This is a genomic window from Ligilactobacillus sp. UO.C109 (assembly GCF_026847815.1).
GTDB lineage: Bacteria > Bacillota > Bacilli > Lactobacillales > Lactobacillaceae > Ligilactobacillus > Ligilactobacillus salivarius.
This window is the reverse complement of record NZ_JAPSFH010000027.1, coordinates 554,883-578,443: the sequence shown is the minus strand read 5'-3', so window position 1 is coordinate 578,443 and position 23,561 is coordinate 554,883. Positions and strand designations below refer to the sequence as shown.

Here is a 23,561-nt window from a genome sequence, read left to right as displayed (position 1 = left end):
TAATGAGAAAGGAAGTAGGATATTTTTTGACGACAAAAGGGCGCATAAAGCAATCACTAAGTGGGTATTATGATGTTTTAGTAGAAGATAAAGAGTATAGAACAAGAGCAAGAGGAAATTTTAGGAAAAAGAAAATGACACCAGTAGTTGGTGATTGGGTAGACTTTAAAATTGACGACAATGGTGATGGATATATATTAAAAATTTATCCTCGTAAGAATCAGTTGGTGAGACCGCCTATAGCTAACGTAGATACAGCTATTGTTGTTTCGGCGTGTGTAGAGCCAGATTTTTCTCCAAATTTATTAGACAGACAGTTAGTAATGTTAGAAAGTAATAATGTAAGGCCAGTTTTATTTTTTTCAAAAGCAGATTTGTTAAACCAAGAACAAAGAGAAAAATTTGAATCTTACTTTAATTATTATAGTAAGTATTATTCATGCTATATTTCATTTGAAAATGAAAACAGACAAAATGTATTAAATAATTTGATGAGTGATTTAACTAATGAAATAGTGGTTGTGATGGGACAAACTGGAGCAGGTAAGTCTACTTTACTTAATGATTTAAAGCCAGATTTAAGTTTAGAAACAGGTAAGATTTCTAAAGCATTAAGTAGAGGAAAACATACGACAAGAAAGGTAACTTTATTAGATATTAATGGTGTAATGATTGCTGATACACCAGGATTCTCATCATTTGAGTTATTAAATATAACAAAAGATACATTACCATTAATGTATCCAGATTTTGTTAAATATCAAGATAACTGTAAATTTAGAGGATGCTTACATTTAAAAGAACCTAAATGTGCTGTTAAAGATGCAGTAAACAAGGGTAAAATTTTGGAAAATAGATACATTAATTATGTACAGTTTCAAGATATGTTAGCTAATAAAAAGGTTAGGTATAAATGATGGACAATGAAATGACAATAAACATTTTGGTTGGTGGACCACGTGAAGAATTACCTGAAAATTTTTGGAAAAACAGTTTTAGTGAAGATCATTGGATAGGAGCGGATAAAGGTGCAGTAGATTTGGTTAAACATCACCAATCCTTACTATTTGCAGTTGGAGACTTTGATTCTTCTAGTGAAGAAGAGATAGAATTAGTGAAGGAAAATGTACCTGAATTAATAACTTTTAAACCAGAAAAAGACTACACCGACACTGAATTATCTGTAAAGTTAGCAATAGATAAATATCACCCAAAAAAAATTACTATCTATGGAGCTACAGGTGGAAGAATAGATCACTTATTGGCTAATATAATGTTTGTTTTAAAGCCAGAATTTAGATTTTATGCAGACAAAATAAAAATTATTGATAGAAGAAATATTATAAATTTCTTTTTGCCAGGTAAGTATACTATAAATAAAGAGGAAAGCTTTGATTACTTGGCATTCATACCATTAGAAGAAATTAAAGATTTAAATTTATATGATGAAAAATATAAATTGAATAATGCTAACTATGCTTACCCCATTGCATTAGCAAGTAATGAATTTGTAGGGGATAAAGCTAGCTTTAGTTTTAAAAGTGGACTACTTTGTGTTATTCAAAGTAAAGATTAAAAGTAAAAGGTCATAATGCTTCAATTCGAAACATTATGACCTTTGTTTTTTAGTATATTACTTGTTATCTATTAGACACGAGTAACCTTGCCAGACTTCAAAGCACGAGTTGAAACCCAAACTTTCTTAGGCTTACCATCAACTAAAATACGAACTTTTTGCAAGTTTGGCTTCCAGCTACGATTTGTTTGGTTTAAAGCGTGAGAACGTTTCTTACCAAAAGTTGTCTTACGACCTGTAACAAAATCTTTTGCCATTGCTATATATCCTCCATTTCAATCTCAAATAAAGCAAAAAATGCTTATCCACTAAATAAAATTATCATAGATAGAGAATGATTGCAACATTTTTTTGTAAAGTTAATTTACTTTACACCTTTATTTGAATAAAATGACTTCAAAATAGATAATTTTTTGATAATCAGATAAAATATTCTGGTTTAAAGATGATTTTAATTGTATCATAAATATGATAGAATAATTATTTGTATGAATGCCAATCAGTTAAGGAGGCTATATATTATGGCTGTAAAAATTCAAAACCAATTAGGTAATATTGATATTTCCAATGATGTTATTGCAACAGTTGTTGGTGGAGCTGCTACTGAAATTTTCGGTATTGTTGGCATGGCTAGTAAGAATCAAATTCGTGATAATTTAAATGAAATTTTACGTCGTGATAACTATTCCAAGGGTGTAGTTGTTCGCCAACAAGAAGATGGAGTAGCTATTGACGTTTATATTATTGCAGGTTATGGTACAAAAATTTCTGAAGTATGTCGTAATGTACAAAGTAAAGTAAAATATAACTTAGAATCTATGCTTGGAGTTAAAGCTGAGTCGGTTAACGTCATTGTACAAGGTGTACGTGTTATTGGAGATTAAATATATTTTGGAATCTAGACTGCCAAGGAGGATAATTTTAATTTGAAAGTCGCTAAGATTACTGAGTCAGAGTTCCGAAAAATGGTACTGACAAGTTCTAATAAGTTAAATAAAAATGCTGAATTTATTAATTCATTAAACGTTTTTCCAGTTCCTGATGGTGATACAGGGACCAATATGAGTTTATCCCTAGCTAGTGGATATAAATATGTTTCAGAATCAACATCTACTAAGGTAGGGGACCTAGGAGTAGCTTTAGCTAAAGGTTTGTTGATGGGTGCTAGAGGTAATTCAGGTGTTATTTTATCTCAAATTTTCCGTGGTTTTAGCAAGAGTATGGCTAAAAAAGAAAATTTAACAGCTCAAGATTTAGCAGATGCAATTACAAGTGGAGTTGAGACTGCATATAAAGCAGTTATGAAACCAACTGAAGGAACTATTTTAACAGTTGCTCGTAAAGCTGCTGAAGCTGCTAGAAATACAGTAAAAAATACAGATGATTGTGTTGAAGTTATGGAAGCAACTTATGAAGCTGCTAAGCAAGCATTGGCAACAACTCCAGAACTTTTACCGGTTTTAAAAGAAGTAGGTGTAGTGGATTCTGGTGGTCAAGGGCTAACATTTGTATATGAAGGTTTCTATGAAGCTTTATCAGGAAATATTACCGATGATGAGCATGTACCTAATGTAGAAGAAATGGACGAAATGGTAAATGCTGAACATCATAAGAGTGTCCAAAGTCAGTTACATACAGAGGATATTAAATATGGTTACTGTACTGAAATAATGGTAAAGTTAGGTGCAGGGCGCTTAGTAGACCAAGAATTTGAGTACGATAAATTTAGAAATCATTTGGCTGAAATTGGAGACTCTTTACTAGTAATTGCGGATGATGAAGTTGTTAAGGTTCATGTACATACTGAACATCCAGGCAAAGTTTTATCCTACGGTCAAGAATTCGGTTCTTTAATCAAGGTTAAAGTTGACAACATGCGATTACAACATGAAACTATTCTTGAAAAAGATGAAGATAATGATAAAGATGATGTAGAAGCTAAGAAGTTAGCTGATGCTAGAAAGAATGCTGGCGATTATGGAATATTAACAGTTGTTTCTGGAAAAGGATTGAAAGACTTATTTATTAGTTTAGGTGCAACAGATATCTTAGATGGTGGTCAAACAATGAACCCAAGTACACAAGATTTTGTTGATATTATCTCTGCTAGTTCAGCTAAGAAATTCATTATTTTCCCTAATAACAAAAATATATTCCTAGCTGCTAAGCAAGCAACTGAATTAGTAGATATTCCTGTTAAGGTTGTACAATCTAGATCTGTTTTGGAGGGATTGTCAGGAATATTTGCATTCAATCCGGATATGGATCTTGAAGATAACGTAACAGATATGGAAGAAAATATATCTTCTGTGAAATCTGGTCAAGTAACGATCGCAGTTAGAGATACAACTCTAAATGGTAAGGAAATTAAAAAGGACGATTATATGGGAATTGTGGATGGAGATATTACAGTTACTGCTAGTGATTCTAAAACTGCTGCAATTTCAATGGTAGAATCAATGCTTGATGATGATAGTGAAGTTGTAACTATCATTTATGGTGAAGATGGTAATGAAGCTGAAGCTAAAGAAATTGAGCAGGCAATTCTTGACATCGATGATGACTTAGAAGTAGAGATCCACGAAGGAGATCAACCTGTTTATCCTTATCTAATTTCTGTTGAGTAAAATATTTTATTATTTTAAAGGAGTGGGAGATATGAGTTCTTTTGCTCCTTTTTAAGTAGATTTTAAAAGGGGTGATGTTGGTGAATTTGGGTGATTCAGTCGGAGTTTTACGAGGTGTTGGTCCTAAGAAAATACAGGCTCTTAATAAATTAGGAGTTAATACGATTGAAGATTTATTGACATTCTATCCTTTTAGATATAATGATATTGCGGTCAAAAATTTAGAAGAGATAAATAGTCAAGAAAAAGTTACACTAAAAGGAATAGTGGCATCTGAACCTGTTTTAGTAAGATTTGGTAAAAAAAAGAGTAGGTTAAATTTTAAGTTATTAATTAATCATGACGTGATTGGTGTAACGTTTTTTAATCAACCATGGATATCAAAACAGGTAACTACAGGACAAGAGCTAGCTGTATATGGCAAATATGATGCTTTGAGGCAAAGTTTATCTGGCATAAAGATAATCTCTAGAAAGACTAATGATTTTGTGGGAGTATATCGTTCGTCTAAAGATATCAAGGAAAGTGTAGTTAAGCAATTAGTAAAACAAGCATATGATGAATATAATTCCTACATTAGAGATGTTGTTCCTGAAAGCATTCGTATAAAATATCATTTAGAGAATAGAAAGCAAATGATTCATGATATGCATTTTCCTTCGACGAAAAAGGAGGCAGATTTGGCTAGAAGAAGTGCAATATTTGATGAATTTTTTAGTTTTGAAGCTGGTCTTCAACTTTTAAAAAGGGATAATCATAAAAATATGGGGTTGAGGATTAAGTATAATAATGAAAAATTGAAAGAGTTCATTAAAGGATTGCCTTTTGAATTAACGAAAGCACAAAAAAGAGTAGTAAATGAAATTTGTGCAGATATGTTAAGTTCAAATCATATGAATAGATTGCTACAAGGTGATGTTGGATCCGGTAAGACTATTATTGCTGCAATTGCTATGTATGCTACAGTAACTGCAGGTTTTCAAGCAGTATTAATGGCTCCGACGGAAATATTAGCTCAGCAACACGCAGAAAAATTAGCTAATTTATTTGAGCAATATGGGATAAGTGTAGCTTTAATGACAAGTTCTTCATTGAGCAGAGTAAAAGTTAAGAGAGAATTATTAAAGCATTTAAAAAATGGTGATATTGATATTGTCATTGGAACACATGCTGTTATCCAAGATAATATTGAATTTCACAATTTAGGATTAGCTATTACTGATGAACAACACAGATTTGGTGTTAATCAGAGAAGAATTTTAAGGAAAAAAGGAGTTAATCCTGAAATTTTAGCTATGACTGCTACTCCTATCCCTCGTACATTAGCAATCACTACGTACGGTGAGATGGATGTGTCTATAATAGATGAACTTCCAAAAGGGAGACAACCTGTTAAAACAAGCTGGGTTAAGAAGAAACAAGTAAAAAATGTATTTGAATTTGTTAAAAGGCAGCTCGAATTAGGAACACAAGCCTATATTATTTCCCCTTTAGTAGAAGAATCTGAATTATTAGATTTACAAAATGCAGAAGAAGTTTTTGAGAAGGCAAAAGAATACTTTGGTTCTGAAAAAGTAGCATTATTACATGGAAAGATGGATGCTAATGAAAAAGAACAGGCCATGCAAGCTTTTAAAAATAAGGAGGTTTCCATCCTTGTTTCTACGACTGTTATTGAGGTAGGGGTAGATGTTCCTAATGCTACTGTAATGATCATTTTGGATGCAGATAGATTTGGTCTAGCCCAATTACACCAACTTCGTGGAAGGGTAGGACGTGGTAGTAAGGAATCATATTGTATTTTAGTGGCAGATCCTAAGAGTGAGTATGGTAAAGAACGTATGAAAATAATGACGGAAACTAATGATGGATTCTTAATTTCGCAAAAAGATTTAGAATTGCGAGGTCCTGGTGAAGTTCTAGGGAAAAAGCAGTCAGGTTTACCTGAATTTAAAGTGGGGGATCCAGTAGTAAATTTGAATATATTACAAGTTGCTCAAGAGGAAGCTCATAATGTTGTTTTTAGTCCTAATTTTGAAACAAAGGAAGAGAATTTTGAATTAATCAAGCATTTGAATAGACAGTTTACCCAAGAGGAAATTATTGATTAGGAGATGGTAAAGATGAAAAAAATTGCTGTTGACGCTATGGGTGGAGATTTTGCACCACAAAGTGTAGTTGAGGGTGTAGAAAAGGCGAGAAATAAATATCCGGATCTCAGATTTATGTTATTTGGTGATGAACAGAAGATAAGAAAAATTCTGACAAGTGATAAAAATATTGAAATTATCCAAACTACTGAAGTTATTGACATGAATGATGAGCCAGTTAAAGCAATTAGAAGAAAAAAAGATTCTTCTTTAGTTAGAGCAGCATATGCTGTAAAAGAAGGAAAGGCTGATGCATTATTTTCTTGTGGAAATACAGGAGCATTATTAGCGGCTGGTTTATTAATTGTTGGTAGAATAAAAGGGATTGCTCGTCCAGGATTACTGTCAACTCTACCAGTATTAACTAAAGAAGGTGGAGCATTTAATCTTTTGGATAGTGGAGCTAATGCTGATAATAAGCCAGAACAGCTATATCAATATGCTTTATTGGGAAAATATTATGCTGAAAGTGTTAGAAATATTAAAAATCCAAGAATAGGTTTGTTAAATAATGGAACTGAGCCACACAAGGGAAGTAAATTAACACTTGAAGCACATAATTTAATAGCAGCTGATAGTAGTATTAATTTTGTTGGTAATGTAGAATCAAAGGATATTTTGAAAGGTGTTTGCGATGTAGTAGTAGCAGATGGCTTTACTGGTAATGCAGTCTTGAAGGCTATAGAAGGTACAGCCGGTACAGCTATGCATCTCTTAAAAGATACTATAATGTCAGCTGGTCTACTAGGAAAAATTGGTGGTTTATTATTAAAACCAAGTATTATGAAGATTCGTAATAAAATGAGTGCATCTCAATATGGTGGTGCAGTATTATTGGGAGCTAAGGCCCCAGTTGTAAAGGCTCATGGTGCATCAGATGCAGAAACAGTATATTATACAGTTAAACAAATCAATGATATGCTAGAAAATGATATGTTATCGAAATTTACAGATTATTTTAACAAGAATGTATAATTCTAAACTAAGCTAGACATTTAATAGTAAAATTAGTAAACTACAAGTAGTAAAAAATTTGAAAGAAGGCAAATTTATGTCAGAAAAAGAGATATTTGAAAAAATTTCTGAGATTATTGAGGATAGATTTGAAATAAAAGCAGATGAAATTACAGAAAATTTAAATTTTCAAGAAGATTTAGATGCAGATTCAATTGATATCGTGGAATTTGTCCTTGAATTGGAAGATGTATTTGGTGCAGAAATTCCAGATGAGGATGCTGAAAATATTCATACTGTTGGTGATGCTGTTAAATATATATATAGTCATCAAGGATAATTTAAGATGGAAGCTGGCACATGTAGCCGGCTTTTTTGGTATAATAAATAAGTCATAGTTGTTTTGAATTTTTTATTCTCCACTGTATAATGATTGATTACTTTATATAACGGAAAATATGAAATTTATTAATTTTATTAAGGAGAGGTATTAATGATTGAAGGATTACAAGAAATGTTAAAAAGAGATTTTGACATCACTTTTAAAGATGTAGACTTATTGGATGCGGCATTTACTCATGCATCGTATGTAAATGAAACTCCAGAAAGAAAGAAAAAGTTAAAATATTATGAAAGAATAGAATTTTTGGGTGATGCTGTAATGCAGTTATGCGTGTCCGAATATATTTATGAACATTATCCAGAAATGCCTGAAGGAAAAATGTCAAGACTAAGGGCGGCTATGGTAAGAGCTGATAGTTTTAGTAAATTTGCTATTGAATGCCATTTTAATGAGTATATTAGATTAGGTAAAGGTGAAGAAAAAGGAAATGCTCGTCAGCGTCCAAGTTTGTTATGTGATATTTTTGAATCATTTATAGGTGCTTTATATTTAGATCAAGGAAAAGATGAAGTTGTAAGATTTATTTCTAAGGTTATTTTTCCAAAATTAGAATTGGGTTGGTTTGACCATATGATGGATAATAAGACTGAATTACAGGAAGTCTTGCAACAAAACGGGGAATGTAAAATTAAATATAATGAAGTTAATGTTACAGGTCCGGATAATGAACGTGTCTATACAATGAATGTAGTTGTTAATAATGAAGTCATGGGCGAAGGTACTGGACGTACTAAAAAAGCTGCCGAACAGATGGCAGCATATCAAGCTTTAAAGAAACTCAGAAAGTAGGAGTTTGTATACAGATGAAAATAAAATCACTTACTTTAAATGGTTTTAAGTCTTTTGCAAATAAAACAATTATAAATTTTCAAGATGGATTAACTGGAATTGTTGGCCCGAATGGTAGTGGAAAGAGTAATATTACAGAGGCGTTACGTTGGGTTTTAGGTGAACAGTCAGTTAAAAATTTGCGTGGTAGTAAAATGTCGGACATTATTTTTGCTGGCTCAGATACACGTGCAGCTTTAAATAGAGCAGAAGTGACATTAGTTCTTGATAATGAAGATGGATATCTATATAATCAGCCAAATGAAATAAGAATTACAAGAAGAATCTTTCGTTCGGGTGATAGTGAATTCTTCATAAACGAAAAGAAAGTCAGGTTGAAAGATGTCGTAGATTTATTTATCGACACAGGGTTAGGAAGAGAATCGTTTTCGATTATATCTCAAGGAAGAGTAGAGTCTATTTTTAATAGCAAACCTCAAGATAGACGTATTTTAATTGAAGAGGTTGCTGGAGTCTTAAAATATAAAAAAGAAAAGAAAAAAGCAGAAAGTGAACTTGTTGAAACAACTGAGCATTTAAAGAGAGTAGCAGATATACTGTCTGAATTAAGTAGGCAGCGTGATCCCTTAGCTCAACAGGCTAGTAAGGCAAAAGATTATTTGAGTCAAAAAGAACAATATGATTTATTAAATAGAGATAGATTAGTTTTAGAAATTACACAAAAAAGTTCGGAAAAAGAGCAAAAAGAATCGGAATTACAAAAAGTTATAAAAATTTTATCTGACAAAGAAAGAATGACTTCTGAACAGAGTAAACAGGTAGAAGTATTACATTCTAGACAAAAGAAATTAGAGAGTTTAATTGACAATGAACAAAATGAATTGACGGAACTTGTAAGACAAGAGGAAAAAATATCTGGACAACAAAATATGTCTAGACAAGAAGAAAAATTTCAAAAGGAAAGATTATCTGAACTTCAAGAGCAATATAGTGCTAATCTAGATAATTTGACTGAAATTCGAACTGGAAAACAATCTGTTAAAGAAAAAATAGCTAATTTGGAAGATGATAGAGAAAAACTATCTAAAAAAATATTAGAGTTAGAAAAAATAATAGATAATGTAAAAGAACCAGAAGAAATTCTAGAAAAACTAAAAAGTGAATTAAATCGAAAGATACAAGAGAAGAATTTAGTCAATAATAGTAATAATTATATTGAGCAAGAGTTAGAAGAAAAAAGTCAGAATCAAGCTGAGACTAATAAGAATATTCAAAATATAACGAATGAAAAAAATAAATTAAAACTACAGCTAGATGAATTAAAAACTACTCTTAATAATAAAGATAATAAGTATCAAGAAATAGTTACTACTTTAAAAGAACTTAAAATTAAGGAAGTCGAACTATCTAAAAAGGATAGTGAGTTAAAAAATAATAGAAATAAGGCATGGGATATTTATCAACGTGCACAGACTAAATTAGAGACACTAAAAAGTATTTCAGATAGTTATACAGGATATTATCAAGGTGCTAGAGAAGTACTAAAAGAACGTAAAAATATATCTGGTATTATCGGATCTGTAGCAGAAGAATTTGTAATTCCTAAAGAATATGCTCAGGCGATGGAAGTAGCTTTAGGTGGACACTTACAAGATATTATTGTTACAGACGAGAATGTAGCTAAAAAAGTTATACAGCATCTGACTTATAACAGACTAGGTAGGGCGACATTTTTACCACAAAAAACAGTTAAAGCTAGAATGCTGAATAAACAATATAGAGTAACTTTAGAATCATTAGATGGCTATGTCGGTATTGCAAGCGAGCTTGTTAAAGTATCTAAAGAAAATTTAAAAGTGAGTCAAAATTTATTAGGAACAACAGTAATCGCTAAAAATATAGATTTTGCTACTGAAATTGCAAAAAAATTAAATTATGGTGTAAGAATTGTTTCGTTAAATGGTGATGTAGTGAATCCAGGTGGTGCTATAACAGGTGGTGCTGTAAAGCAAAAGAAGTCAGGTCTGTTAGAACAAAAATTACAAATTGAAGATTTGCAATCCGATATCGAAGTAATGAAGAAAAAATTAGAAGATATGGAAATCTATTGGGGAAAGGTTCACGAAGAATATAAAAAAATTCAAGATAAGATCGATACCCTTCAAGTTAAAAAGAATAGATTGCAAACTGATAGAGATAAATATCGTAGAAAATTCGAACTTATTAAGATAGAAAATGAGCACCAATCGATTAAACTAAAAGAGTTAAAGGAAAGTAGTAAGTATACAAATATAGAGATACTTTCTCAAAATCTTGAAGAAAATAAAGAAAAACTACACTCTTTAACAAAAGAAATAGATAGTTTAGAGCAGCTAATTACTCAAAAAGCGAAAGCTGAAGAACATAATTCTTATAGTATAGAAAAGCAACGTGAAGAGATTAGCAGCTATAAGCAACGAGAGGCGGTTATAATTGAACAATTAAGAGGATTAAAACTCCAGTTGCAAGAATTAATGACACAAGAAGAAAATATTTCTGAATTACTAAAGAAACAGCAAGATGCTATTGCGGAAATAAAAAATAAAGAAAAAATTGCTTTAAGTGCTAAAGAAGATATTAAGGATAAACAAGAATATATAAGAAATACGATTGACAGTATAAAGAAGAAATTAAAAGATGCACAGGAAGAAAGAAAACAATTACACATAGAAGTAAAAGAAGCTGAGAAACAATTAACAAGAGCTAACGAACTTCAGCGCTCAGCTTATGAAGAACAAAAAAAGTTAAGTATACGTATAAGTCAATGTGATAATATTTTGGATAGGAATTTAAAAGATTTATCAGAAAATTATGGGGTGACCTTTGAAGAAGTAGAACATCAAATTTCTGAAAAAGACTTAAATACTATTGAAAAGAAACTCAAGTTATTAAAATTAGGATTAGATGAGTTAGGTGTAGTAAATATAGGTGCTATTTCTGAATATGAAAGAGTCAATGAACGTTATGAGTTTTTAAATAGCCAACAAAATGACTTACTATCGGCAAAAGAGCAGTTAGAAGTAAGTATGAATGAAATGGACTTAGAAGTTAAGAATAGATTCCAAAAAACATTTGAACAAGTGTCGAAAGCTTTCAGTGAGGTATTTCCAATAATGTTCTCTGGTGGATATGCAAAACTAAGCTTAACTAATCCTGAAAATATTTTAGAAACAGGAATTGAGATAATGGCACAACCACCGGGCAAAAAATTACAGCAATTAAGTTTACTTTCTGGTGGAGAAAGAGCATTGACGGCCATTACCTTATTATTTGCTATTTTAAAAGTGCGACCTGTACCATTTGTAATTTTAGATGAAGCGGAAGCAGCCTTAGATGATACAAATGTAGCTAGATACGCACAGTATTTACAAAAATTTGATAATGAAACACAATTTATAGTGATAACTCATAGAAAAGGAACGATGATAAATGCAGATATTCTTTATGGGGTAACTATGCAAGAATCAGGGGTTTCACAAATAGTATCTGTGGCTCTTGATGATATTGATTAAGGAGAGGTAATATGGGACTTTTTGATAGGATAAGAAAAGCTTTTTCTAGTCAAGATGATGAAGAAAAAATAAAACAAGAAACTGTTGATAACGATGAAGAGAGTATGAAGAGCGAAGAAAACTCATCTGATTCAGATAGTAATGTAGTTTTTGAAGAAAAAACAAGTGAAGATGTTGACCAAAGTGTTGATTCACAAGAAAAAAATAGTGATGAATCTGAAGAAAATAATGATGAAATCTTAGATTTAAACGGAGATAATAGCGAATTTGTTGAAGAAGAGAATTCGAATGATTCAAGTGAACAAAATGATAGCTTGAAAGTTGAAGAAGAAGTCTCAAGTGATGAAGAAGAGCGTTATGATAAAGGGTTAGAAAAATCACGAAAAGGTTTTGGCGCAATGATAAATTCATTGTTAGCTAATTTTAGACATGTAGATGAAGATTTCTTTGAAGAATTAGAAGAAACTTTAATAGAAGCAGATGTAGGCTTTGAAACAGCTATGAAGATTAGCGATGAATTAAGACAAGAAGTTAAATTGAGAAATGCAAAAAAGAAAAATGAGATTTCTGATGCAATTATTGAAAAGCTTGTTGAAATTTACGAAAACGAAGGAAAAGAGGAAGATAATAATTTACACTTTTCTAGCGAGGGACCAACAGTTTTTCTTTTCGTAGGTGTTAATGGTGTGGGTAAGACAACAACTATTGGTAAACTAGCCCATCGTTATAAAATGGAAGGAAAAAAAGTAATGCTAGCTGCAGCAGATACTTTCCGTGCTGGGGCAATTGAACAGTTAGCTGAATGGGGACGACGTGTAGGTGTAACAGTTGTAAAAAAAGTTGAAAAGAGTGATCCTGCTGCTGTAGTATTTGATGCAGTAAAGAAAGCTAAAGAAGAAGACTATGACATTTTATTAGTTGATACTGCTGGTCGTTTACAGAATAAAGTTAACTTAATGAAAGAATTAGAAAAGATTGCTAGAGTCATAACAAGAGAAATTCCAGATGCACCACATGAAGTTTTATTGGCTTTAGATGCTACAACAGGACAAAATGCTTTAACACAAGCAAAGCAATTTAAAGATGTTACTAATGTTACAGGGATAGTTCTAACTAAATTAGATGGAACTGCTAAAGGTGGTATTGTACTTGCAATAAGAAATGAATTACACTTACCTGTAAAATTAGTGGGATTAGGTGAAAAAATGGATGATTTACGTGATTTCAGTCCAGAAGAATATGTCGTAGGATTATTCAAAGGGTTAGTTACTCCAAGTAAATAGTAGGTAGGTGAAAATATAGTGGCGATTGAAAAAACTAATAGAATTAATGCTTTATTTGATTTTTATGAACCATTGCTAACGCCTAAACAAATGACCTACATAGGATTGTATTATCGAGATGACTATTCTTTAGGTGAAATTGCTGAAAATTATGAAGTTTCAAGGCAAGCTGTATATGATAATATAAGAAGAACAGAAAAGATATTGGAAGAGTACGAGAGTAAATTACATTTATATAGGAACTTCCAACTACAAAGTGAGGAACTAGATAATTTATTGAAGTATGTTGAAGAAAATTATGCATATGACAAAGAATTATTAACGAAAATTAATCGTTTAGAAAGTTTAGAAGAATAAAGGTAGGTGGCCATTGTGGCATTTGAAGGTTTAACAGAACGTTTACAAAACGCAATTGGAAAACTTAGACGAAAAGGTAAAATTAGTGAATCTGATGTCAAGGAAGTTATGCGAGAAATTCGTTTAGCTTTACTTGAAGCCGATGTAAATTTTAAAGTTGTTAAAGATTTTGTAAAGACCGTTAGAAGTAGAGCTATTGGAGCAGAAGTATTAGAAAGTCTTACACCCGCGCAACAAATTGTAAAGATTGTTAATGAAGAATTAGTGAAAGTTATGGGTGAGGAAGCCGCTCCCCTAAATAAATCAGCTAAAATTCCAACAATTATTATGATGGTAGGTTTACAGGGTGCTGGTAAGACAACTACAGCTTCAAAGTTAGCAAACAAGTTAAAAAAAGAAAAAAATGCACGACCTTTTATGATTGCAGCTGACGTATATAGACCTGCTGCTATTGACCAATTGAAAATATTAGGAAAAGATATTGATGTTCCTGTATTTTCATTAGGTGTTGATGTTGATCCAGTAGAGATTGTACGACAAGGTCTTGAAGAAGCTAAAGACAAGAAAAATGATTACGTTATTATCGATACCGCTGGTCGTTTACAAATTGATGAAAAGTTAATGCAGGAGTTATCTAGTATTAAAGAATTAGCACAGCCAGATGAAATTCTATTAACAGTTGATGCGATGACTGGTCAGAATGCGGTTGAAGTTGCTAAAGGTTTTAATGATCAACTTGATGTAACAGGGGTTGTTCTAACTAAGCTAGATGGTGATACTCGTGGTGGGGCTGCACTTTCAATAAGAGCTGTTACTGGAAAACCAATTAAATTTATTGGTCAGGGTGAAAAAATGACGGATTTAGATGTATTTTATCCTGACAGAATGGCTTCTCGTATTCTTGGAATGGGTGATATGCTTACCTTAATTGAGAAGGCACAGCAAGAATATGATCAAAAACAAGCAGAAGAACTTGCAGAAAAGATGAGAGAGAACAATTTTGATTTTAATGATTTCTTGATTCAGATGGAACAAGTTCAAAATATGGGACCGATGGAAGATATTATAAAGATGATTCCAGGAATGGCTAACAATCCTGCACTGAAGAATTTGAAAGTAGATCCTAAGGACATTGAACACACTAAAGCGATAGTATACTCAATGACACCACAAGAAAGAGAAAATCCAGATTTATTGAATCCTAGTCGTCGTCGCCGTATAGCTGCTGGATCTGGTAGACCAATCCAGGAAGTTAATCGCATGATAAAGCAGTTTAAGCAAATGCAAGATATGATGAAAAAGATGTCAAATGGTAACTTCTCAGGTATGGAAGGCCTTTTAGGTGGAGGTATGCAAGGTAAGTTGGCTAAGATGTCAATGAATAGAATGATTAGAAAAAATAAGAAATTAAAGCAAAAGAAGCTGAAAAAACTACTTAAAAGAAAAGGGAAATAAAAAAATTTAGTCTGTCAAGAAATTTTCCTTTACACCAGACAAAATAACTGGTATATTATTAAACGTTGAGATAATAATAGGAGGTGGAAATTTAATGTCAGTAAAGATTCGTTTAAAGCGTATGGGTTCTAAGAAGCGTCCTTTCTACCGTATCGTTGTGGCAGACTCACGTTCTCCACGTGATGGTCGTTTCATCGAAACAGTTGGTACTTACAACCCATTAACAGATCCAGAAACAGTTACTCTTAAAGAAGAAAAGGTTATGAACTGGTTAAACAATGGTGCTCAACCATCTGATACAGTACGTAACATTCTTTCACGTAACGGTGTTATGAAGAAATTCCATGAAGCTAAATTTTCTAAGAAATAAGGTTAAGAAATGACAGAAACAGATGTTAAACAATTAATTCTAACGATTGTTCAACCTTTAGTTGCTGAGCCTGATGAGGTTAAAATAGAAACTGAACAGGATGATTATTTTTTAAACTTTAATTTAAGTGTTTCAAAAGAAGATGTTGGTCGTGTGATTGGTAAACATGGAAGAATAGCTCAGGCTATTAGAAATATTGTTTACGGCATTAGACTTGATAATAATCTTAAAGTACGCTTAAATATCGTGGATTGATTAGTATAAAGTTAAGAAACCTCAAAATAAGGAGTGTACATACCTTGTTTTGAGGTTTTTATTAATTTTTAAGGAGATGAGTTAATGAATTATTATGAAGTTGGAAAAATTGTAAATACACATGGTATTAAAGGTGAACTAAAAATTATTAGTAAGACGGACTTTCCTGAAGACAGATTTAAGCCAGGAAACATATTATACATTAGAGACAATGGAAAGATTAATAGTTATGAAATTAAAAGTTATAGAACCCATAAACAATTTGAAATGATAACTTTTAAAGGGTTGGAAAATATTAATCTAGTAGAAAATTTAAAGGGAAAGACACTAGAAATTTCTGAAGAACAGCAAGAAAGTTTATCTGATGGTAATTATTATCATCATCAAATTATAGGTTTAGATGTCTTTAGTGAGGATAATAACTATATAGGAGTAATAAAAGAAATAATGTCTCCTGGAGCTAATGATGTTTGGGTAGTCAAACGTAAGGGATCAAGTGATCTTTTATTACCAGCTATTAAAGATGTAATTAAAAAAATTGATTTAGAACAAAATAAAGTGATTATTGAATTATTAGATGGGTTGGATTAAAAATGAAGATAGATATTTTAAGTTTATTTCCAGAAATGTTTGGCCCTTTGACAGAATCAATTGTTGGTAAGGCAGTAGAAAAAGATATTTTAGACATAGAAGTAACAAATTTTAGGGATTTTACTACTAATAAACAAAATCATGTAGATGATTATCCATACGGTGGAGGAGCTGGAATGCTGTTGCAAGCACAGCCAATCTATGATGCTTTAGATAATATTGAAGAGAAAAATGGTAACTTAGGTAGAGTTATTTTACTTGATCCAGCTGGAAGAAAATTTGATCAGAGTGTTGCTGAAGAGCTATCTAAAGAAGATCATTTAACTTTTATATGTGGGCATTATGAAGGATATGATGAGAGAATACGAGCAAAGGTTACAGATGAAATTTCATTAGGTGATTTTGTCCTTACTGGTGGCGAACTCGGTGCAATGGTAGTTATTGATGCTACCGTAAGATTGTTACCAGATGTCTTGGGAAACAATGAATCGGCTTCAGGTGATTCTTTTTCAATGGGATTGTTGGAATATCCTCAATATACAAGACCATCTAATTTTAGAGGAATGGAAGTCCCAGAAGTTTTATTGAGTGGGAATCATCAAAAGATTGCTGAATGGAGAAAAAAAGAATCTTTAAGGAGAACTTATCAAAGAAGACCAGATTTGCTGGAAAATTATGAATTTTCTGATAAGGAAAAAGAATGGTTAAGAGAATTTGAACGGGATAAGGATGTGGAAATTCATGGAAAAGGCTAAAATTAGATTGGTTAATTTAAATGATGCTGAAAGAATTTTGCAAATTTATCGCCCATATGTGGAAAATACAGCTATTACTTTTGAATATACGGTGCCAACATTAGAAGAGTTTAAAAACAGGATAGCTAGTATAGTAAAAAAGTATCCTTATATAGTAGCAGAAATAGATGGTAAAATTATGGGATATGCCTATGCTAACACTTTTAAAAATAGAGAAGCGTATGATTGGTCCGTAGAAACATCTATATATGTTGATGAAAATAGTAGAGGTAAAGGGTTAGGTTTGCAATTATATAAAGCTTTGGAGAATCTTTTAAAGAAGCAAGGTATTTTAAATGTAAATGCTTGTATAACTAATCCAAGTGAAGAAAGCAAGTATGTAACCAAAGGAAGTATCTTATTTCATGAAAAATTAGGCTACAGACATGTAGGAACCTTCCATAACAGTGGATATAAATTTGATGAATGGTTTGATATGAGTTGGATGGAAAAATCTTTAGGAGAACATAATCTTAATCCTGGAAAAGTGATAGAAATTTCTAAATTATTGGAAAAATTTACTTTTGAGGAGTTAATATCTTGAATAAGAAAATATTTTTGAAAAAAATAACGCAAAAGCAAAATCCTAAACTATATGCAGCGAAAGATTCAAAATTAAGTCCTAGTTTAAGAACTCTAGATTTAATTGGTTTGGGAACTGGAATGGTAGTAGGTACTGCCATATTCACTTTACCAGGTATTGTAGCTGCTGAATATACAGGTCCTGCTGTTCCGTTGGCATTTATTATAGGAGCAATAGGTGCTGGACTTTCGGCACTTGCTTATGCCGAGATGGCTTCTGTTTTGCCATTTGCTGGATCTGCTTTTTCATGGATAAGCGTACTCTTTGGGGAATTCTTTGGCTGGGTTGCAGGCTGGGCGTTATTAGCAGAATATTTTATTTCTGTAGCGTTTGTTGCTTCAGGTTGGTCTGCTTATATGCAAGGATTTTTAAAAAGTATGGGTATTTATTTGCCAGTAGCTCTTAGTGGGGGATTTAATCCTAATACTGGACAGATTTTTGACGTTTTAGCGGCTTTTGCAATTTTGTTAGTTACTGTCTTATTGTCAAAAGGTGTAAAGCAAGTTGCTAGGATAGAAAATGGAATAGTAATGCTAAAATTAATAGTAATTATTATTTTTATTGCAGTGGGAGCAACGGCTATCCATCCTGATAATTATGTTCCATTTATTCCTGCTCATAAAGCTGGAACTCATTTTGGTGGCTTAACGGGTATTTTAGCAGGTGCATCACAAATATTCATTGCTTATGTTGGTTTTGATGCTATTGCAGCAAATACAGCTGAAACTATTAATCCACAGAAAACAATGCCTAAGGGATTATTAGGGACTCTATTTTTAGGAACAGGATTTTTTGTACTAGTTTCCCTAGTATTAGTCGGAATGTTTAAGTATAGTATTTATGCTGGTAATGCTGAACCAGCAGCTTTCGCATTAAGAAAAGCAGGACATTATTTTACAGCAAATTTATTATCTCTGGTAGCTATAATAGGTATATTTTCTGCTTTAATAGGTATTTTATTGGCTTCATCTAGGTTAATTTATTCATTTGGTAGAGACGGGCTTTTATCTCCAAAATTAGGAAAAATTAATACTAAACATGTTCCTAAGAATGCTTTATGGTCAATTTCATTAGGTGCATTAATATTAGCGTCCTTTTTTCCATTCGATTTTCTTGCAACATTAGTATCAGCGGGAACTTTAGTGGCATTTATTTTTGTTTCAATAGGGATTTATGCTCTGAGAAAGAGAGAAGGAATTGATCTACCTGAAGCTAAATTTAAAATGCCAGGATATCCTTTGTTACCAGCTATTTCGGCATTAGTGTCAATTATAATATTTTGGAATTTAAATATTGATGCAAAACTACTAATGTTGGTTTGGTTTATAATAGGTATTATTATTTATTTTGTATATGGAATGCATCATTCAAATTTGAATAAAAAATAAAATTTGTTCTTTACTTTTATAGTAAATTATGGTATTTTATTAATTGGCTTATTTGCCATATAATAACGATATTCCGCTGCAACTGGACATGAATGTCGGTGAAAGGAAAGATTTTAATGTCAGTAAATCCATTAATCGCAAAGATTACGGAATCTCAATTACGTAATGATATTCCAGATTTCCGTGCTGGTGATTCAGTACGTGTTCATGCTCGAATCGTTGAAGGTTCACGTGAACGTATCCAAATTTTTGAAGGTGTAGTTATTAAGCGTCGTGGTGAAGGTATCAGTGAAACATATACTGTTCGTAAGATTAGTAACGGTATTGGTGTTGAACGTACTTTCCCATTACATACACCACGTGTTGATAAAATTGAAGTTACTCGTCACGGTCGTGTACGTCGTGCTAAGTTATACTACTTACGTGCATTACACGGTAAAGCAGCTCGTATTCCAGAACGTCGCCGTGGCTAAAAACGTTAGAAACCTTGCTGTTGCAGGGTTTCTTTTTTTATGCATTTTTTGAAAGAGAGTCATTTTTAGTTGAGAAATAATAAATGGTAGCAAAATGGTAGCACTTTTTCAAAGTTTCTCTAATTGGGAGTTTAAATTTAACTTGGCCTCTTTGGTAACATGCAAATAAATTTGTTCTAACATCTTAGAATTTTCATGACCAACTCTATCTTGAATAACATAGAACGGCACTCCTAAAGCAGCTAGCATTGAAACATGAGTGTGTCTAAATGTATGAGTGGATAATCTTTTGTCAATGCCTAGTTTATCTTTAGCATTTCTTAAAATTGTATTCAAAGAAGATATTTGATAAGGGGTTCCGTTAGCAGTTTGAAATAAAAAACCAGATTCGTATTTATCTAATTGTTTTTGGTAAATTTCAACTGCTTGTGATGATAAGTCTATATCTCTAATTCCAGCGGCAGTTTTAGTTGTATCTGTTTTGTGCTGTTCAGTAACACTAACTTTTTTATATTCTAATGTTCCAGTTACATGTACTACATATTGATTGTTAATGTATTCAATATCATCCATATCTAACGCTAGAGCCTCACCAGCTCGCATACCAGTTAAATATAGCCATTGAAAAATTGGAGCGTAATTAGGGTGCTTTTTTTGAATATAATCAAAGAGTTTAGTCAACTCATCCTTTTCCAAAAATTTATCCTTTATTTTAGTACCATGATTAGATTTTTTAGGTGAAAGTTCAACTTTATCCAATGGATTATCTTTTAAATAATTTTGCTTTATGGCAAATTTAATGGCCAGATTTAGCTTACTTTTTATGATGGAAACGTATTTAGCTGATAAATCATGTTTGAATAGCAGATCATCAAATGAACGACTTAAAATTGATGAATCAAGCTGAGATAATAAAGTATCTTTATTGATGACACCTAATAGAGTTTGGATATTTGCAACTGTTGCCAAATAAGTGGTCCTTCTAACTTGTTGTTTATATATTAGAAACCATTCATCAAACAGATTAGCTAATGTTTTACCTTCAATAATATTATCGTTAGCTAAAGCCGTTTTGTTCCTTATTTTTTCGTTAAGTAATCTCATAGCTTTATTTTGTGCTTGTTTTGAATTACTAGATAAAGTAATACTTACAGTTTTTCTTTTTTGTGTATATGGATCTATATAACGTTCATAATATCTATAGACGTCATTTCTTTTTTGAAAATACATATTAATCATCTCCATCAGAATGTATGTTCTTTTTATAGTATTTTTAAACCCGTCGATTTTTTTGACGGGTTAGTTATAAATAGTTCTTATTATTAAGATAATAGTAAAAGAAATTTAATTTAAACTGACTAAATTTACATTACCAAATGACTCAACAATAGTATTATTATTTGCGAATAAAAATTCTTTGGCCAGTCTTTTTTTATTTGCATAGTAATGAAGATTATAGCCATATGATTGAACATATGGAGCATATAAGTCATAAATCTCACTTTCAGTATCGTAAGTAACGATCCATTTGTAATCTTTAGAATAAGAAATAATATTTTGAGATAAAATATCATGTTCTTTTTCATTAATAAAGGATAAATAAAGGTTTTGCCCTTGTTTAAAATATGGAGGATCATAAAATATAAAAGTATCATTATTTGAAAAATTAGGTAGTTCGTATTTTATAAAATTATTTGCATCCAAATTAAATAATATAATTCTATCTCTAAAATCATATATTCTATTTATTTTATCTATCAATTTTTCTTTATTAAATCGACAATCTATCTTATATTTTCCTTGTTGCTTTAGTCCACCGATTGGGCCAGCGCTAATAATACCACTCACATTAGTCCTATTTAGAAAAAAAGTTGCAAATGCATTTTCTATAGAATTTGAATCATTTTTCAATTTGTTTCTTATATCTTTTTGATAAAACCATTCTTCTATAGTTATAGGCGTATTCTTGATAAGACTTATAAATTCATCTCTATTGTTTAGAATCATATTCCAGATAGAGTAGATTGATGGATCGAAATCATTCATAACAATTTGTTCTACATCATTATTAAATAATAATTCAAGTGCTACTCCAAAGCCACCAGCAAAGGGTTCGATATAGGTATTGTGGACATTATTAATATCTAATAGATGTTTTACATACCTTGATAACTGTGTTTTACCTCCTGGATAACGCAGTGGAGATTTTGTTATTGGCATAACTATCACCTCTCAGAGAAATAACAGAAATTGCAATTAACTGTTATCTCCTAAACTATTAATAATTCTATCATATGATTTCTTTAAGATGTGACAGAATTTTTTCACTTCATTACTATGATCATTAATCCAATATTTCATAAAATATTCAATATAGTTACTGTTATCTTTAAACCAATGTTTATAAAAATTTTTATCACCATCTTGTCGGATGTTCATACTTTTAATAGTTCTAGGATTAATACCTGCATTACTAAGATAGGTGTCATCAAAGAGTTCATGCTCTCCATCAAGATTATTCACATATTCCCACATCATCTTCTCTATGGAAGTATTTCCAGGTAGGATAAAAACATTTGACATTGGGTTATTAACTTTAAAATTAATAATCTTTCTCTTACCAATATATTCTTTTAAACTTGAATCATCATTTTCTAAATTTAAATCAGGATCAAGTATAAATAAATGTGTCTCAAAAGTTCTATAATCTTCATTAGCTAATGCTATTAAAGAGTTCCAACTAATATTAAAATCAAAGAACCTCATATTAGAAAAATCCTTTTCCATTTGCATCATTGATATAATTTTATTTAAAAACATTCTAGATATTTCATCTTCAGTATAGACTGAAACATGTTGAGATTCAGAAAGAGTTTTTAAATAAGTTTCTTTAAGATCATTTCTATAGAACTGTTTAACAGGGTTCTTGGTGATTTTTATGATACCAGGAGTGAAGCAACGTAAATAATTAACAACAACATTTCCATATTTAGAGCGTGAATCGCTGATATGTTCAAGTAAAGTAAGGCTATGAGTTGTAAAAACAATTTGTAAATTTAAAGATAATGATTTTTGTAAAAGCCAATCAAAAAGTTTATTTTGAGCAGCTGGATGTAGGCTCGCATCTAATTCATCTATTGCTAAGATACCGCCAATATAGTCATCTCCTAGCTTATCTTTTAAAATTTGAAATGATAAGACACTTTCTATGATCTGACCAGTATTATCTTGACCATTTGAATTTGAAGCATATCCATAATTTTGAGAATTGATAGTCGCTTTTGCATGTTTAATTCCAACATCGACATTTAACATAGTAGTAGTATCTAATTCGAAATCTTCAGATAGAATTTCTGAATGTACTTTTAAGATTTCATCAGAGATACTTTTAGGAATATTTTTAGTATTTGCTGAATCATATTCTCCAATAGGAGCTAATCTAGATAAACCTAAATATAATGATGGCCATATTACTTTTGCGGTACTACTATTATCTATTCTTTTAGGGATAAGTCTATATCTTGTGTAGTTAATTTCTTTACTTATTCTAGAATAAGAATTAGAATTACTTATTTTTTTATACTTAACTTCTTTTTTTGAAGCTTTATGTCTACTAGCTCTAAAATTGATTTGTTCTGCCGCTTTATATTTTTCTAAATTTGCAGGTAAATCACTAAAATAGACGATAGCCTTATCACCAGTTGTATCAAATTTTTCATCATACATGATGATATCAGCAAAATCACCACGAAAAATCGAACCATTTATAGTTTTTTGCCCCTTTAGTTCACCGACATTAGTTAAAACAGCTAAAATGGTAGATTTGCCTATTCCATTCATACCAGCTATAACAGTGATATTTTTTCCTAGTTCTATAGTACACTCTTTTTGGAAAGCTCTATAATCATGTAAAGTTAATTTATTTATCCACATATAAAATAACTCCTTAAAATATCTTTGAG

23 protein-coding genes are annotated in these 23,561 nt (G+C 31.4%); 19 read left to right on the top strand and 4 right to left on the bottom strand.

The window, feature by feature from the left end:
• Positions 1-26 precede the first annotated feature (26 nt).
• Positions 27-917 (top strand): ribosome small subunit-dependent GTPase A, encoded by an 891-nt coding sequence (rsgA, locus tag OZJ21_RS07160; RefSeq protein WP_406565665.1) that lies wholly within the window; start codon positions 27-29, stop codon positions 915-917.
• On the top strand, positions 914-1,576 hold the full coding sequence (locus OZJ21_RS07155; protein ID WP_160993594.1) for a thiamine diphosphokinase: 663 nt from the start codon (positions 914-916) through the stop codon (positions 1,574-1,576). The genes rsgA and OZJ21_RS07155 overlap by 4 nt, the downstream gene beginning before the upstream one ends.
• 71 nt (positions 1,577-1,647) lie before the next feature.
• On the opposite strand, the gene rpmB is transcribed toward OZJ21_RS07155, so the two are convergent.
• Complete coding sequence (gene rpmB / locus OZJ21_RS07150; RefSeq protein ID WP_003694225.1) at positions 1,648-1,833, bottom strand: 50S ribosomal protein L28; 186 nt, start codon at positions 1,831-1,833, stop codon at positions 1,648-1,650.
• 264 nt (positions 1,834-2,097) lie between these two features.
• Between rpmB and OZJ21_RS07145 the strand changes: the two genes are divergently transcribed.
• The 17 genes from OZJ21_RS07145 to rplS all read left to right on the top strand — a co-directional run bounded on the left by OZJ21_RS07145 (position 2,098) and on the right by rplS (position 19,599).
• Positions 2,098-2,460 (top strand): Asp23/Gls24 family envelope stress response protein, encoded by a 363-nt coding sequence (locus OZJ21_RS07145; RefSeq protein ID WP_003701710.1) that lies wholly within the window; start codon positions 2,098-2,100, stop codon positions 2,458-2,460.
• A 42-nt stretch (positions 2,461-2,502) separates the two neighbouring features.
• Positions 2,503-4,203: a DAK2 domain-containing protein gene (locus OZJ21_RS07140; RefSeq protein ID WP_098034682.1), complete on the top strand. Its 1,701-nt coding sequence runs from the start codon at positions 2,503-2,505 to the stop codon at positions 4,201-4,203.
• Between the two features lie 74 nt (positions 4,204-4,277).
• Positions 4,278-6,314 (top strand): ATP-dependent DNA helicase RecG, encoded by a 2,037-nt coding sequence (gene recG, locus OZJ21_RS07135; protein ID WP_268857631.1) that lies wholly within the window; start codon positions 4,278-4,280, stop codon positions 6,312-6,314.
• A gap of 12 nt (positions 6,315-6,326) precedes the next feature.
• Complete coding sequence (gene plsX / locus OZJ21_RS07130; protein WP_081540694.1) at positions 6,327-7,328, top strand: phosphate acyltransferase PlsX; 1,002 nt, start codon at positions 6,327-6,329, stop codon at positions 7,326-7,328.
• Positions 7,329-7,404: 76 nt separating this feature from the next.
• Positions 7,405-7,647: an acyl carrier protein gene (acpP, locus tag OZJ21_RS07125; protein ID WP_003699980.1), complete on the top strand. Its 243-nt coding sequence runs from the start codon at positions 7,405-7,407 to the stop codon at positions 7,645-7,647.
• Between the two features lie 153 nt (positions 7,648-7,800).
• Positions 7,801-8,499 (top strand): ribonuclease III, encoded by a 699-nt coding sequence (gene rnc, locus OZJ21_RS07120; RefSeq protein ID WP_003699981.1) that lies wholly within the window; start codon positions 7,801-7,803, stop codon positions 8,497-8,499.
• A gap of 14 nt (positions 8,500-8,513) precedes the next feature.
• The gene (gene smc / locus OZJ21_RS07115) at positions 8,514-12,050 is read left to right on the top strand and encodes a chromosome segregation protein SMC (RefSeq protein ID WP_201897167.1); all 3,537 of its coding nucleotides are present in this window, start codon (positions 8,514-8,516) and stop codon (positions 12,048-12,050) included.
• Positions 12,051-12,061: 11 nt separating this feature from the next.
• Positions 12,062-13,333 (top strand): signal recognition particle-docking protein FtsY, encoded by a 1,272-nt coding sequence (gene ftsY, locus OZJ21_RS07110; protein ID WP_160993590.1) that lies wholly within the window; start codon positions 12,062-12,064, stop codon positions 13,331-13,333.
• Positions 13,334-13,351: 18 nt separating this feature from the next.
• The gene (locus tag OZJ21_RS07105) at positions 13,352-13,690 is read left to right on the top strand and encodes a putative DNA-binding protein (RefSeq protein WP_101897847.1); all 339 of its coding nucleotides are present in this window, start codon (positions 13,352-13,354) and stop codon (positions 13,688-13,690) included.
• Positions 13,691-13,705: 15 nt separating this feature from the next.
• Positions 13,706-15,145, top strand: a complete 1,440-nt coding sequence (ffh, locus tag OZJ21_RS07100; protein WP_003707969.1) for a signal recognition particle protein — start codon at positions 13,706-13,708, stop codon at positions 15,143-15,145.
• A 94-nt stretch (positions 15,146-15,239) separates the two neighbouring features.
• Positions 15,240-15,515: a 30S ribosomal protein S16 gene (rpsP, locus tag OZJ21_RS07095; RefSeq protein WP_003699989.1), complete on the top strand. Its 276-nt coding sequence runs from the start codon at positions 15,240-15,242 to the stop codon at positions 15,513-15,515.
• 9 nt (positions 15,516-15,524) lie between these two features.
• Complete coding sequence (locus OZJ21_RS07090) at positions 15,525-15,770, top strand: KH domain-containing protein (RefSeq protein WP_003699990.1); 246 nt, start codon at positions 15,525-15,527, stop codon at positions 15,768-15,770.
• Between the two features lie 84 nt (positions 15,771-15,854).
• Complete coding sequence (rimM, locus tag OZJ21_RS07085; RefSeq protein ID WP_003707967.1) at positions 15,855-16,361, top strand: ribosome maturation factor RimM; 507 nt, start codon at positions 15,855-15,857, stop codon at positions 16,359-16,361.
• A gap of 2 nt (positions 16,362-16,363) precedes the next feature.
• Positions 16,364-17,116: a tRNA (guanosine(37)-N1)-methyltransferase TrmD gene (gene trmD, locus OZJ21_RS07080; protein WP_003705998.1), complete on the top strand. Its 753-nt coding sequence runs from the start codon at positions 16,364-16,366 to the stop codon at positions 17,114-17,116.
• On the top strand, positions 17,103-17,699 hold the full coding sequence (locus OZJ21_RS07075; RefSeq protein ID WP_003705999.1) for a GNAT family N-acetyltransferase: 597 nt from the start codon (positions 17,103-17,105) through the stop codon (positions 17,697-17,699). The genes trmD and OZJ21_RS07075 overlap by 14 nt, the downstream gene beginning before the upstream one ends.
• Positions 17,696-19,126 carry an APC family permease gene (locus tag OZJ21_RS07070; RefSeq protein WP_034998098.1) on the top strand — a complete coding sequence of 477 codons (1,431 nt, stop codon included), beginning with the start codon at positions 17,696-17,698 and terminating at the stop codon, positions 19,124-19,126. Before OZJ21_RS07075 ends, OZJ21_RS07070 begins: the two co-directional genes overlap by 4 nt.
• A gap of 116 nt (positions 19,127-19,242) precedes the next feature.
• A complete protein-coding gene (gene rplS, locus OZJ21_RS07065) occupies positions 19,243-19,599 on the top strand; it encodes a 50S ribosomal protein L19 (RefSeq protein WP_003701743.1) in 357 nt (118 codons plus the stop codon).
• A 108-nt stretch (positions 19,600-19,707) separates the two neighbouring features.
• Here the strand turns inward: rplS and OZJ21_RS07060 are convergent, their stop codons facing one another.
• The 3 genes from OZJ21_RS07060 to OZJ21_RS07050 form a co-directional block, all read right to left on the bottom strand.
• Positions 19,708-20,829, bottom strand: a complete 1,122-nt coding sequence (locus OZJ21_RS07060; RefSeq protein WP_164479817.1) for a tyrosine-type recombinase/integrase — start codon at positions 20,827-20,829, stop codon at positions 19,708-19,710.
• A gap of 114 nt (positions 20,830-20,943) precedes the next feature.
• Positions 20,944-21,819: a DNA adenine methylase gene (locus OZJ21_RS07055; RefSeq protein WP_268857630.1), complete on the bottom strand. Its 876-nt coding sequence runs from the start codon at positions 21,817-21,819 to the stop codon at positions 20,944-20,946.
• Positions 21,820-21,855: 36 nt separating this feature from the next.
• Complete coding sequence (locus tag OZJ21_RS07050; protein ID WP_268857629.1) at positions 21,856-23,532, bottom strand: AAA family ATPase; 1,677 nt, start codon at positions 23,530-23,532, stop codon at positions 21,856-21,858.
• Positions 23,533-23,561: the final 29 nt, after the last annotated feature.